Source organism: Rhizobium sp. 10N427, assembly GCF_056394605.1.
This window is the reverse complement of the sequence record NZ_JBFTID010000007.1, coordinates 304,073-317,766: the sequence shown is the minus strand read 5'-3', so window position 1 is coordinate 317,766 and position 13,694 is coordinate 304,073. Positions and strand designations below refer to the sequence as shown.

Sequence of the window (13,694 nt, the reverse complement as noted above, 5' to 3'; positions counted from 1 at the left end):
TAATCCATTTTTCATCTTTGTCGCCGCTTCGCCTTGCTGCTATGTCACAGCAAAAGCGTCGAACAACGGATTCCCGGAGCCTGCATATGGAACGCACCTGCCTTGCCGTCATCCTCGCCGCCGGTGACAGCACCCGCATGAAGTCTTCGAAGTCGAAGGTTCTGCATCCGGTGGCCAACCGGCCGATGATCGCCCATGTGGTCGATGCCGTGTCGAAGGCCGGCATTTCGTCGGTCGCGCTCGTCGTCGGCCGCGATGCCGACGAAGTGGCAAAAGCCGCATCGGTCAGCGGCGTTGCCGTCGAGGCGCATCTGCAAAAGGAGCGGCTTGGGACCGGTCATGCGGTGCTCGCTGCCCGCGAGGCGATCGCCCGCGGCTATGACGACATCCTAGTCACCTATGGCGATGTTCCGCTGCAGACCGATGGACCGCTGAAGGCGGCGCGTCAGGGGCTCGCCGATGGCAGCGACATCGTCGTCATCGGCTTCCATACCGATAAGCCGACCGGCTATGGTCGTCTGCTGGTCAAGGACGGCGAACTCATTGCCATCCGCGAAGAGAAGGACGCGACCGATGCCGAGCGCACCGTAAACTGGTGCAACAGCGGCCTGATGGCCATCAACGGCCGCAAGGCGCTGGATCTGCTTTCCCGGATCGGCAACAGCAATGCCAAGGGCGAATACTATCTGACCGACCTCGTAGAGATCGCCCGTTCGCTGGGCGGCCGGGTCACGGCCGTCGATGCGCCGGAAGTCGAGATGACCGGCTGCAACAATCGCGCCGAGCTCGCCAATATCGAGCGTCTCTGGCAGGAGCGCCGCCGCCACGAACTGATGCTGTCAGGCGTGTCGATGATCGCGCCTGAAACTGTCTTCCTGTCGCACGACACTGTGATCGGCCAGGATGCGTTGATCGAACCGAACGTCATCTTCGGACCCGGTGTGACGATCGACAGCGGCGCCGTCATTCACGCCTTCTCGCATATCGAGGGCGCCCATGTCAGCGCCGGCGCGACGGTCGGCCCGTTTGCACGCCTGCGCCCCGGCGCCGATCTCGGCGAGGGCTCGAAGGTCGGCAATTTCTGCGAAGTGAAGAATGGCAAGATCGCCGAGGGCGCCAAGGTCAACCATCTGACCTATATCGGCGACGCCGTCGTCGGCGCTCACACCAATATCGGGGCAGGGACCATCACCTGCAATTACGATGGGGTGAACAAGCACGAGACCAGGATCGGTGCCAACGCCTTCATTGGGTCGAACAGTTCGCTGGTCGCACCTGTCCGGATTGGGGATGGCGCCTACATTGCGTCTGGCAGCGTCATCACCGATGATGTTCCGGACGAAGCGCTTGCATTTGGACGTGCGCGCCAGGAAATAAAGCCGGAGCGTGCGAAGGTTTTGCGCGAGCGGGCGCTGGCGATCAAGGCTCAGAAGAAGGCCAAGGGCTGAGTTACGGGCCGAAATCCAAAGTGACCGCCTGACCGATTGAGAAATAAGAATAAATCGATAGGAGTGGCGTCACTATTTCGAAGCGGTTGGGGATAATTTCATGTGTGGTATTGTTGGGATCGTCGGTAGCAAGCCGGTTGCCGGGCGTCTGGTCGATGCGCTGAAGCGCCTGGAATACCGGGGCTATGACTCGGCCGGTGTCGCCACGGTCCATGACGGCGTGATGGATCGCCGCCGGGCCGAGGGCAAGCTGTTCAATCTTGAGAAGCGCCTTGATTCGGAGCCGCTCGATGGCACTGTTGGCATCGCTCACACCCGCTGGGCAACGCACGGGGTTCCGAATGAAACCAATGCCCATCCGCATTTCGTCGGCGGCGTCGCCGTCGTTCATAACGGCATCATCGAGAACTTCTCGGAAATTCGCGATCACCTGACCGCCGAAGGTTCGGTCTTCGAAAGCCAGACCGATACCGAGGTCATCGCCCACCTGATGGCGAAATATCTGCGCGAAGGCCTGCAGCCGCAGGCAGCACTGCTGAAGATGCTGAACCGCGTCACTGGTGCCTTCGCGCTGGCCGTCATGCTGAAGGATCATCCGAACACCATCATGGCTGCCCGCTCAGGCCCGCCGCTCGCCATCGGTCACGGCAAGGGCGAGATGTTCCTGGGGTCGGATGCCATCGCGCTATCTCCCTTCACCAGCGAGATCACCTACCTCGTCGACGGCGACTGCGCGATCATCAGCCGCGACGGCGCGACGATCCTCGATTTCAGCGGCAACGTCGTAAAGCGCCCGCGCCAGATTTCCCAGGCAACAGCCTATGTCGTCGATAAGGGCAATCACCGCCACTTCATGGAGAAGGAAATCTACGAGCAGCCGGAGGTCATCTCCCACGCGCTTAGCCACTACGTAAACTTCGCCGACAACACTGTCGGCGCCAACGCCGCAGGTATCGATTTCAAGTCGGTCAGCAGCCTGGCGATCTCCGCCTGCGGCACGGCCTATCTTGCCGGCCTCGTCGGCAAATACTGGTTCGAGCGCTATGCGCGCCTGCCTGTCGAGATCGACGTCGCCTCGGAGTTCCGCTACCGCGAAATGCCGCTTCAACCGACACAGGCCGCGCTCTTCATCTCCCAGTCAGGCGAGACCGCCGATACGCTGGCATCGCTGCGCTACTGCAAGGAAAACGGCCTGAAGATCGGCGCCGTTGTCAACGTCCGGGAATCGACGATCGCCCGTGAATCCGATGCCGTCTTCCCGATCATGGCCGGTCTGGAAATCGGCGTTGCCTCGACCAAGGCCTTCACCTGCCAGCTGGCCGTGCTTGCCTCGCTGGCACTCGGCGCCGCCAAGGCTCGTGGCACGCTGACCGCCAAGGACGAAAAGGAGCTCGTCAAGCATCTGGCCGAGATGCCGCGCATCATGAGCCGCGTGCTGAACCTCATCCAGCCGCAGATGGAGAGCCTATCCCGCGAACTCTCGAAGTGCCGCGACGTGCTTTATCTCGGCCGTGGCACCAGCTTCCCGTTGGCGATGGAGGGTGCGCTGAAGCTCAAGGAAATTTCCTATATCCACGCCGAAGGCTATGCGGCGGGCGAACTCAAGCATGGTCCGATCGCGCTGATCGACGAGAACATGCCCGTCATCGTTATCGCGCCATACGATCGCTTCTTCGAGAAGACGGTCTCCAACATGCAGGAAGTTGCTGCCCGCGGCGGCCGCATCATCTTCATCACCGATGAAGCAGGCGCGGGTGCCTCCAAGCTGCCGACCATGGCGACGATCACGCTTCCGAATGTCGATGAGATCATCGCCCCGATGATCTTCTCGCTGCCGATCCAGCTGCTCGCCTATCACACGGCCGTCTTCATGGGCACCGATGTCGATCAGCCGCGCAACCTTGCCAAGTCGGTCACGGTGGAGTGAACCCCGAAATCCCCGGACGAGGCTTGTCCGGGGAACCGAATTCTGGCAGCTTCGTTTCGAAGGTACGGGGGAGCGCCGGATCACGAAAGCCGATAGACTCAAGGGAGTTCATCGCCAGCGATGACGAACAAGATTCCCCGTTTGCCGATTGCAACGCGCATCAGAAACAACTTCCTCGCGGGCCTCATCATCTGCGCGCCGATCGCCATTACCCTGTGGCTGACATGGTCTGTCGTGCGCTGGGCAGACAGCTGGGTGAAACCCTATATTCCGGCCCGTTATGATCCGGACAGCTATCTGAATTTCGCGGTCCCTGGTTCCGGCCTGCTGATCGCGATGATCTTCATCACCATCATCGGTTTTCTCGGCAAGAACCTGATCGGCCAGACGATCGTGCAGTTCAGCGAATCGCTGGTGCGCCGCGTGCCGCTGGTGCGCAGCATCTATAAGAGCGTGAAGCAGATCTTCGAGACGGTGCTCAAGGAACGCAGCAACTCCTTCAAGAAGGTCGGGCTGATCGAATATCCGAGCGCCGGACTCTGGTCGCTGGTGTTCATCGCCACCGATGCCAAGGGCGAGATCGCCTCGAAGTTCAATGCCATGGGCAAGGATATGGTCAGCGTCTTCCTGCCGCCGACGCCGGTGCCGACCGCCGGCTTCCTGATCTTCGTGCCGCGTGAAAAGATCGTCGTGCTGGATATGAGTGCCGAGGACGGCGCCAAGCTGCTGATTTCGGGTGGCCTGGTCACGCCCGAACATCTGCCGGTCATACCGGGCGCCGAGCCGCAGCCGAACGTCAAGCCGAAGCTCTCAGCCCGCGTGAAGAAAGCGGATCGCCTCATCGCGCCGGAATAGATAGAGCAGAGTGCGGACCGCCTGTCCGCGCTCGCTGGTCAGTTCCGGATCCCGCTCGATCAGATAGGCTGCGTCCTTGCGGGCGATCTCCAGCAGGTCGGCATGCGCCTCTAGGCTGGCGATGCGAAAACCGGGTGTTCCGGATTGCCGGGTGCCCAGCAATTCGCCTTCACCGCGCAGCTTCAGATCCTCCTCGGCGATCCGGAAGCCATCTTCGGTTTCCCGCATGATCGTCAAGCGCGCGTGTCCGGTCTCCCCAAGCGGCCCCTTGTAGAGCAGGATGCAGGTGGACGCCTCGTCGCCGCGCCCGACACGGCCGCGCAGCTGGTGCAGCTGCGCAAGCCCGAAACGCTCGGCATGCTCGATGACCATGATCGTCGCGTCGGGCACGTCGACGCCCACTTCGACGACGGTTGTTGCCACCAGCAGCCGGATCTCGCCGTTCTTGAACGCCATCATCACGGCATCTTTTTCCGGCCCGCTCATGCGCCCGTGAATCAACCCGATACCGGGGCCGAGCGCCGAGGTCAGTGTCGAATGCCGCTCTTCGGCGGACATCAGATCCAGCTCTTCGGATTCTTCCACCAGCGGGCAGATCCAATAAGCTTTCTTGCCCTCGGCCAATGCGCTCTTCAGCCGCTGGACGATATCGCCGGTACGTTCGTTCGGAATGGTGATCGTCTGGATCGGTTTGCGCCCCGCCGGCTTCTCGGTGAGCTTCGAGACATCCATGTCGCCGAAGGCGGCGAGCACCAGCGTGCGCGGGATGGGGGTCGCGGTCATCACCAGCATGTGCGGCGAGATGCCCTTGGCGGTGAGCCGCAGGCGCTGGTGAACACCGAAGCGATGCTGCTCGTCGACAACGGCCAGCATCAGGTTCTTGTAGCTGACGCTATCCTGGAAGAGCGCATGCGTGCCGATGATGATCTGAGCCTCGCCGGAGGCAATGCGCTCAAGAATGTCCTCGCGCTCGCGCCCCTTGGTACGGCCCGTCAGCACCTCGATGCGAAGACCGGCAGCCGCGCCGAATTTCGAGATCGTCGCATGATGCTGCCGCGCCAGGATTTCCGTCGGGGCCATCAGCACCGCCTGGCCGCCGCTTTCGATCACCGCCGCCATCGCCAGTAGCGCCACGAGCGTCTTGCCGGAACCGACATCGCCCTGCAGAAGGCGGAGCATCCGGTCTTCGCTCGCCATGTCTTTCAGCACTTCGGCGATCGCCTGCGTCTGGCTCCCTGTCGGCGAAAAGGGTAGAGATTGCAATATCGTGCTGCTGATTTCTCCAGTAGCACTTACGGGTTGGCCGGAGACTTTCCGCAATCGTTGCCTGACAAGGCTCAGCGACAGCTGGCCAGCCAGAAATTCGTCATAGGCAAGGCGCCGGCGCGCCGGCGCCTGCGGATCGATATCGGCCGCATCCTGCGGTTCATGCAGCATATGGAAGCTGTCGCGAATGGTCGGGAGGGCCTGCTTTTGCGTCAGGGCCAGATCGATCCACTCTGGAAGCTCGGGCATGCGCGGCAAGCCGGCTTCGATGATCTTGCGCAGGGTCTTCGGCGATAGGCCGGCGGTCAGCGGATAGACAGGCTCGACCAGCGGCAGGTTCTCGGCCTCGCTCGCCTTCACGATGTAATCGGGATGCACCATCGTCGCCCGGCCATTGAACCAGTCGACCTTGCCGCTGACTGTCACCTCTTCATCGAGCGGCAGCTGTTTCTCCAGCCAGTTGGCCTGCCCGCGGAAGAACACAAGACCAAGCTCGCCGGTCTCGTCATGCAGGAACACCCGGTAGGGAATATTGCTCTTGCCGCGCGGTGGCGCCTGATGCCGGTCGACCCGCCCGGTGATCGTCACGATCGCGCCCTGCGGCGCCCGCGCGATGCCCGGCTGATTGCGCCGGTCGACGATTGAAGACGGCGCATGAAACAGCAGATCGACGATCCGCGTATCCTCGGGCGTCTCGCGGCCGAGCAGCTTGACCAGCAGTTCCGCGATCTTCGGACCAACGCCTGCAAGAGCCGAAACAGGAGAAAACAGCGGATCGAGAATGGTGGGACGCATGGCGGCAAAATGCGATGAACAATAGGGCCTTGGCAAGGCTGACAACGCGCTTTCGAGGGGCTATAGAGGCGCATCAACAGGAAGGTACTGCCATGACAGGTGTGACACTCTCGAGCGCCGGGCTTGATCCGCGCCGCCGCCGGATCTTGTTCCGTTGCTGGCACCGGGGGCTGCGCGAAATGGATCTGGTCTTCGGCCAGTTCGCCGAAGCCGAGATCGCCACGCTCTCGGACGCCGAACTCGATGAGCTCGAGACCATCATGGGCGAGGAAGACAACGATCTGGTGCGCTGGGTGATGGGAACATGGCCGGTACCGGAGCGTTTCCAGACGCCGATGTTCCAGCGCATCGCCGCCTTCAAGCCGGACTTCGAATATCCCGCCGATACCGCCTCCAGGAAACCGGAATGATTTCAGGATTTGACGCAAAGAAGCTCGCAGCCGCCGCCGAGCCGCTGACGATCGGCAACGTGCCCGCAGGCATGGAGCCGATGCTGCTCGCCGAACTGGCGCGCGCCGGCCGCCCGGTCGCCTATGTTCTTTCGGACGGCCATCGTATGGCCGATCTGGAACAGATGCTGAGCTTCGTTGCGCCCGATATCCCAGTGCTGACGCTGCCCGCCTGGGACTGTCTGCCGTATGACCGCGTCTCGCCAAGCGCCGATACCTCGGCCCGCCGTCTGGCGGCGCTGAGCGGCCTGATCGCGCATCAGAAGAAGCCGCATGCGGCAATCGTTCTCGTCACCGTCAATGCGATGCTGCAGAAGGTCGCGCCGCAGGATGTGATTGAAAGCCTGGCGTTTTCGGCCCGTCCCGGCAATCAGGTCCGCATGGACGATATTGCCGGCCGCCTGGAGCGCAACGGCTTCGATCGTGTCGCGACAGTGCGCGAAGTCGGCGAGTACGCCGTGCGCGGCGGCATTCTCGATGTCTTCGTGCCGGGCTCGGAAGAGCCGGTTCGCCTCGATTTCTTCGGCGATACGCTGGAGAGCATCCGCAGCTTCGATCCGGCCAGCCAGCGGACGACGGGGCAGGTGCGCTCGCTCGATCTCAATCCGATGAGCGAAGTGACGCTGACCCCGGATACGATCAGCCGCTTCCGCAAGAATTACCTTTCGTCCTTTGGTGCCGCGACCCGCGACGATGCGCTCTATCTGGCCGTCTCCGAAGGGCGCCGCTATCCGGGTATGGAACACTGGCTGCCGCTCTTCTACGAGAAGCTCGACACGGTCTTCGATTATCTGAAGGGCTTTCAGCTCGTCACCGACCATACGGTTCGAGAAGCCGCCGAAGAGCGCTCCAAGCTGGTCCTCGACTATTACGATGCCCGCCTCAGTTCCGGCCAGCCAGCCAAGGGCCAGATGTCGCAGGGGACACCCTACAAGCCTGTTACCCCCGGCCAGCTCTATCTCGACAGCAAGACCTTTGCGACAACGCTGGATGCCTTCAACGCCATCCGCATGTCGCCCTTTAACGAGCATGAGGGCGAAGCGCGCCGCGTCGTCAATATCGACGCCCGCCAGGGCGAGCGCTGGGCGCGCTCGAACGCTGAAGGCGCTGGTAATGCCGAACGCGTCAATGTCTTCGACGTCGTCGTCAAGTATATCGCCGACAAGCGCACAGGCGGCGCCAAGGTGTTGATCACTGCCTGGACGGAAGGCTCGCTGGAGCGGCTCCTGCAGGTGCTGAACGAGCACGGCCTTGAACGCGTCAAGCCGATCGAGGCGCTGAAGGACATCGGCAGCCTTGGGAAGGGCGAGGCGGCAGCGGCCGTCTTCAGCCTGGAGGCCGGTTTCGAAACCGGCGATCTGATCGTTATCGGCGAACAGGATATTCTCGGCGACCGCATGGTACGCCGCTCAAAGCGCCGCAAGCGCGCCGCCGATTTCATCTCCGAAGTCGCGGGTCTCGACGAAGGCTCGATCGTCGTCCACGCCGAGCACGGTATCGGCCGGTTCATCGGCCTCAGAACCATCGAGGCAGCCGGCGCGCCGCATGCCTGCCTCGAGCTGCAGTATGCCGACGAGGCCAAGCTTTTCCTGCCGGTCGAAAACATCGATCTTCTGTCGCGCTATGGCGGCGAAGGGACCGAAGCCAGCCTCGACAAGCTCGGCGGCGGCGCATGGCAGATGCGCAAGGCCAAGCTCAAGAAGCGCCTGCTCGATATGGCCGATGCGCTGATCCGCATCGCCGCCGAACGCCTGACGCGCCACGCGCCGGTGCTGACGACGCCCGAGGGCCTTTACGACGAGTTCGCCGCCCGCTTCCCCTATGACGAGACGGAAGATCAGGATACCGCCATCGAGGCCGTACGCGGTGATCTCGCCGCCGGCCGTCCGATGGATCGCCTCGTTTGCGGCGACGTCGGCTTCGGCAAGACCGAGGTGGCGCTGCGCGCGGCCTTCGTCGCGGCGATGAATGGCGTCCAGGTCGCGGTCGTCGTGCCGACGACGCTGCTGTCGCGCCAGCATTTCAAGACATTCTCCGAGCGCTTCCGCGGCCTGCCGATCCGCGTCCAGCAGGCATCGCGCCTCGTTGGCTCCAAGGATCTGGCGCTGACCAAGAAGGAAGTCGCCGACGGCAAGACCGATATCGTCGTCGGCACCCATGCGCTGCTCGGCGCCGGTATCAACTTCGCCAATCTCGGCCTGCTGATCATCGACGAGGAACAGCACTTCGGCGTCAAGCACAAGGAACGCCTGAAGGAGCTGAAGAGCGACGTCCACGTGCTGACGCTTTCGGCAACGCCGATCCCGCGCACGCTGCAGCTGGCGATGACCGGTGTGCGCGAGCTGTCGCTGATCACCACGCCGCCGGTCGACCGCATGGCGGTGCGCACCTTCATCTCGCCCTTCGACAGCCTAGTGATCCGCGAAACGCTGATGCGCGAGCATTATCGCGGCGGCCAGAGCTTCTATGTCTGCCCGCGTCTTGCCGATCTGGAAGACGTGCACGCCTTCCTGCAATCCGACGTGCCGGAGCTGAAGGTCGCCGTCGCCCACGGCCAGATGCCGGCCGGCGAGCTCGAAGACATCATGAATGCCTTCTATGAAGGCCGTTACGACGTGCTGCTATCGACGACGATCGTCGAGTCGGGCCTCGACGTGCCGACCGCCAATACGCTGATCGTCCACCGCGCCGACATGTTCGGTCTCGCGCAGCTCTACCAGCTGCGCGGCCGCGTCGGCCGTTCGAAGGTGCGCGCCTTCGCGCTCTTCACGCTGCCGGTCAACAAAGTGCTGACGGCGACCGCCGAACGCCGTCTGAAGGTGCTGCAGTCGCTGGATACGCTGGGCGCCGGTTTCCAGCTCGCCAGCCACGACCTCGATATCCGCGGCGCGGGCAACCTGCTCGGCGAGGAACAGTCTGGCCATATCAAGGAAGTCGGCTTCGAGCTCTATCAGCAGATGCTCGAGGAAGCGGTTGCCGAAGTGAAGGGCGTCGACGAGATCGCCGATACCGGCTGGTCACCCCAGATTTCCGTCGGCACGCCTGTGATGATCCCGGACAACTATGTTCCCGATCTGCATCTGCGCATGGCGCTGTACCGCCGTCTCGGTGAAATCACCGAACTCAAGGAAATCGACGGCTTCGGCGCCGAGATGATCGACCGCTTCGGCCCGATGCCGATCGAGGTCCAGCATCTTCTCAAGATCGTCTATGTGAAGTCGCTCTGCCGTATCGCCAATGTCGAAAAGCTGGATGCCGGCCCGAAGGGCATCGTCGTCCAGTTCCGCAACAAGGAATTCCCGAACCCGGCAAACCTGGTCGGCTATATCGCCAAGCAGGGCTCGATGGCGAAGATCCGCCCGGACCACAGCCTGTTCCTGACCCGCGATCTGCCGACGCCGGAAAAACGGCTGCAGGGCGCAGCCGTCATCATGACGCAACTCGCGGAATTGGCGAAGGCATAGCCGGGATCAATTCATCCCGGCGCGGGCTTCGGCCTTTGCCTTGGCGATATCGCGCAGCGCTCCGGCGATCACGTCGGGCGTCTGTGCGCCGCTGACGGCATATTGCTGGTCGAAGATGAAGAACGGCACGCCGTTGACGCCCATCTTTTGCGCCGCCTCGATCTCGCCGATGACGAGATCCTTGTCGGCGTCGGAAGCCAGCAGCGAGGCGGTGACGGCGCGGTCGAGACCGGCTTTCTCGGCGATATCGAGCAACACGGCATGGTCGCCGACATTGCGGCCTTCCTCGAAATTCGCCTTGAACAGAGCGTTGACGACGCGGTCAGCTTTGTCGCGGTCCTCGATCATCGCCCAATGGATCAGGCGATGCGCGTCGAGCGTGTTCGGCCCGATCTTGATTGCTTCGAAATCGAAATTGATCCCGACGTCCTTGCCGAGACCGGTGAGCATCTGATGGGCCTGCGCCACGCGCTCGGCGCCGCCGAGCTTTTCTTCCAGGCTCTTCTTCTGATCGACGCCTTCGGGCGGATAATCGGGGTTCAGCCGGTAGGGGCGCCAGTTGATGTCGACGCCGACTTCGTCCTGCACCTCGGCAATCGCCAGCTCCAGCCGCGCCTTGCCGAGATAGCACCAGGGGCAGACGACATCCGAGATGACGTCGATGGTGATGCGTTCCATGGTGCTTTCCTTTTCTGGCTCGGGTGCTTCACGCCATCTATGCGTTCAGGCCGCCGACTTCAACCAGGCAGGAAAAAGGAACCGCCTATTGGGCGCTTTGGTCCCACCAAGCCGGCAGCTGATAGCCATAGAGCGGCACCTTGTCGGGATGGCCGATGCGCTTGCTGCGGGCGATCCACTGCTGGTCGATGTGATAGAGCGGCAGCACGTAGTGGCCGGACAGCAGCAGACGATCGTGTGAGCGGACGGCGGCGGTGAAATCCTCGTCGGAACGCGCCGCCAGCAGGTGCTTGATCGCGGTATCGACATCGGGATCGGCGACACCGGCGAAGTTCGAGCTGCCTTCGCGGTCGCGGCTGGCCGAGGCCCAATAGGAAAGCTGCTCATTGCCCGGAGACAGCGACGAGACGTAGGATTTGACGATGACGTCGTAGTCGAAGCTGTTGGTCCGGCTCTGATATTGCGAATCGTCGACGGTGCGGATGGAGACCGTGATTCCCAGCGTCTGCAGCGAGCGCTGATAGGCGATCGCCAGTTTCTCCTGGTCGGCGTTCTGGGTCATGATCTCGAAGGAGAGCGGCTTGCCCTTGTTATCGGTCATCTTGCCGTTCTTGATCGAATATCCGGCTTCCTTCAGCACGTCGACGGCCTGCTTCAGCACCTTGCGGTCGCGGCCCGAGCCATCGGTGACAGGCAGCTTGTAGGTACCATTGAGGATTTCAGGATCGATCTTGTCCTTGAGCGGCCCGAGCATCGCCAGTTCGCGCTCGTCGGCCGGGACACCGACGCTCGAGAGCGCGGAATTCTGCCAGAAACTTTCCGTGCGCTTGTAGGCGCCGGAAAACAGGTTCTTGTTCGCCCATTCGAAATCGAAGATCAGCGAAAGGCCTTCGCGCAGCTTGAGATTTTGGAACATCGGCCGGCGGGTGTTGAAGACGAAGCCGAACATGCCGCTCGGCAGCTGTGGCTCGAACGTATCCTTGATGACGGCGCCGGAGCTGACAGCCGGGAAATTATAGGCGGTCGCCCAATGACCGGGACTTCCGTCCGGATAGACGTCGACATCGCCCTTCTTGAAGGCCTCGAACAGCGTCGTGTCCTGCAGGAAATACTGCACGGTGATCCGGTCGTAATTGTCCATCCCGACCTTGGAGGGGATGTCCTTGCCCCAATAGTTCGGATCGCGCTCGTAGGTGATGCTTTCGCCGGGCTTCACCGTCTTGATCTTGTAGGGCCCTGAACCAACCAGCGCCGTCAGCGACGTGCGGTCGAAGGTCTCAGGGTCGACCAGGTGCTTGGGCAGAACAGGCATCAGCCCGAACACCATCGGCGTCTCGCGGTCGGCCTTGTCGTTGAAGGTGAAGCGCACGCTGCGATCGCCGATCTTCTCCATTTTCGACACGAGATTGAGCCGTGTCGAGAACGGCACGCGTCCCTTGTCGCGCAGCAGCTCGAAGGTGAACATCACGTCGTCGGCGGTGACGGGCTGCCCATCGGCCCATTTGGCCTTGGGATTGAGGTTGAACTGGATGAAGGTCCGGTTGTCGTCCCATTCGACGGTTTCGGCCAAGAGGCCGTAGAGCGTGAAGGGCTCGTCGCGCGAGCGCTGCAGCAGCGATTCGTAGATAAGGTTGCCGTAATCGGGATCCCACATGCCGCGCGCCGTGGTCCGCATGCTCTTCAGGATGAAGGGATTGAGATTGTCGAAGGTACCGACCACGCCATAGGTGATATGGCCGCCCTTCTTGGCATCCGGATTGACGTAGGAGAAGCTCTTGTAGTCCGGCGGCAGGGCCGGCTGCCCATGCATGGCGATGCCGTGCAGCGGCTCGGCAATGGCGGCACTGCAAAAGAGCGCAAAGATGGCGGGCAGGGCGATCCGGAGCATCTTTCGTTCCTTTCCGGCAATGGCTCGATTCGCGCGAAGACTATCATGGAGCGCGCAAAATCGAACATTCTCACCCTCAAATCTTTCCGAGCATCCAGAAATTGCCAAAGAAATACTGGATATCTGGAGCGCCTCAATGTAACAGGTGTTCCCGAGTTTCGGGGTCATGCATTTGCCTTATTGTTTTAAGAGGTGGAATGCCGAATGACCCGGTTGGAGAGGGCTGCAAATCGCGGTCCCGAATGGGTATCAGGAGACGGAATCCGCTATGATGTTCAAGTCTGAAAAGAAAATGCGGGCAGCTCTGTCCGTTCTGGCCGTTGCTTTCGGCGCCGCTTCGGCACCGGTTGCTTCTTTCGCACAGGATGCAGCGAGCGCCCCTCAGCAGGCCGCCGGCGCACCGCGTCTCGGCTGGTACAAGACCTGCAGCAAGCAGGAAGACAACGACATCTGCGTCGTCCAGAACCTGATCCTCGCCAATGGCGGCCAGCTCGTCACCGCAGTCGGCCTCATCAGCGTTTCTGGCAAGGTCAACCGCAAGATTCTTCAGGTCTCGGTTCCGACCGCCCGCCTGATCCCGCCCGGCATCATGATGCAGATCGACAACAACAAGGGCCAGAAGCTCGACTACGCCGTCTGCCTGCCCGACAAGTGCACGGCTGAACTGCCGCTGACCGACGCGATGATCGCCAGCCTCAAGAAGGGCAGCGACGTGATCTTCACCTCGATCAACTTCCGCCGCGCTCCGAACCCGATCAAGATCTCGCTCGAAGGCTTCACCGGCGCTTACGATGGCGAAGCAGTTTCCGAATCGAAGCTTGCCGAAAGCCAGAAGAGCCTGCAGGACAGCATGCAGAAGAAGGCTGAAGAAGCCCGCAAGAAGCTGGAAGACGCACAGAACGCTGCCAAGACCGCTCAGTAAGC

At 62.0% G+C, this 13,694-nt stretch carries 9 protein-coding genes; 6 read left to right on the top strand and 3 right to left on the bottom strand.

The window, feature by feature from the left end; translation table 11 throughout:
• Nucleotides 1-86: 86 nt before the first annotated feature.
• From glmU to AC1DIJ_RS17830, 3 genes are all read left to right on the top strand, one after another.
• Nucleotides 87-1,448, top strand: a complete 1,362-nt coding sequence (gene glmU, locus AC1DIJ_RS17840; protein WP_112387416.1) for a bifunctional UDP-N-acetylglucosamine diphosphorylase/glucosamine-1-phosphate N-acetyltransferase GlmU — start codon at nucleotides 87-89, stop codon at nucleotides 1,446-1,448.
• A 100-nt stretch (nucleotides 1,449-1,548) separates the two neighbouring features.
• Nucleotides 1,549-3,375, top strand: a complete 1,827-nt coding sequence (gene glmS, locus AC1DIJ_RS17835; protein WP_112387415.1) for a glutamine--fructose-6-phosphate transaminase (isomerizing) — start codon at nucleotides 1,549-1,551, stop codon at nucleotides 3,373-3,375.
• Between the two features lie 120 nt (nucleotides 3,376-3,495).
• Nucleotides 3,496-4,230 carry a DUF502 domain-containing protein gene (locus tag AC1DIJ_RS17830; protein WP_112387414.1) on the top strand — a complete coding sequence of 245 codons (735 nt, stop codon included), beginning with the start codon at nucleotides 3,496-3,498 and terminating at the stop codon, nucleotides 4,228-4,230.
• On the opposite strand, the gene recG is transcribed toward AC1DIJ_RS17830, so the two are convergent.
• Nucleotides 4,186-6,291, bottom strand: a complete 2,106-nt coding sequence (recG, locus tag AC1DIJ_RS17825; protein WP_112387413.1) for an ATP-dependent DNA helicase RecG — start codon at nucleotides 6,289-6,291, stop codon at nucleotides 4,186-4,188. The two genes, AC1DIJ_RS17830 and recG, sit on opposite strands and share 45 nt — an antisense overlap.
• 92 nt (nucleotides 6,292-6,383) lie before the next feature.
• On the opposite strand from recG, the gene AC1DIJ_RS17820 reads away from it, so the two are divergent.
• Nucleotides 6,384-6,701 (top strand): FAD assembly factor SdhE, encoded by a 318-nt coding sequence (locus tag AC1DIJ_RS17820; RefSeq protein ID WP_112387412.1) that lies wholly within the window; start codon nucleotides 6,384-6,386, stop codon nucleotides 6,699-6,701.
• Nucleotides 6,698-10,204 (top strand): transcription-repair coupling factor, encoded by a 3,507-nt coding sequence (mfd, locus tag AC1DIJ_RS17815; RefSeq protein WP_112387411.1) that lies wholly within the window; start codon nucleotides 6,698-6,700, stop codon nucleotides 10,202-10,204. The genes AC1DIJ_RS17820 and mfd overlap by 4 nt, the downstream gene beginning before the upstream one ends.
• Nucleotides 10,205-10,210: 6 nt before the next feature.
• Here the strand turns inward: mfd and AC1DIJ_RS17810 are convergent, their stop codons facing one another.
• Nucleotides 10,211-10,882: a DsbA family oxidoreductase gene (locus AC1DIJ_RS17810; protein WP_112387410.1), complete on the bottom strand. Its 672-nt coding sequence runs from the start codon at nucleotides 10,880-10,882 to the stop codon at nucleotides 10,211-10,213.
• An 85-nt stretch (nucleotides 10,883-10,967) separates the two neighbouring features.
• The gene (locus AC1DIJ_RS17805; protein WP_112387409.1) at nucleotides 10,968-12,770 is read right to left on the bottom strand and encodes an extracellular solute-binding protein; all 1,803 of its coding nucleotides are present in this window, start codon (nucleotides 12,768-12,770) and stop codon (nucleotides 10,968-10,970) included.
• 268 nt (nucleotides 12,771-13,038) lie between these two features.
• Between AC1DIJ_RS17805 and AC1DIJ_RS17800 the strand changes: the two genes are divergently transcribed.
• Nucleotides 13,039-13,692: an invasion associated locus B family protein gene (locus tag AC1DIJ_RS17800; protein WP_112387408.1), complete on the top strand. Its 654-nt coding sequence runs from the start codon at nucleotides 13,039-13,041 to the stop codon at nucleotides 13,690-13,692.
• Nucleotides 13,693-13,694: the final 2 nt, after the last annotated feature.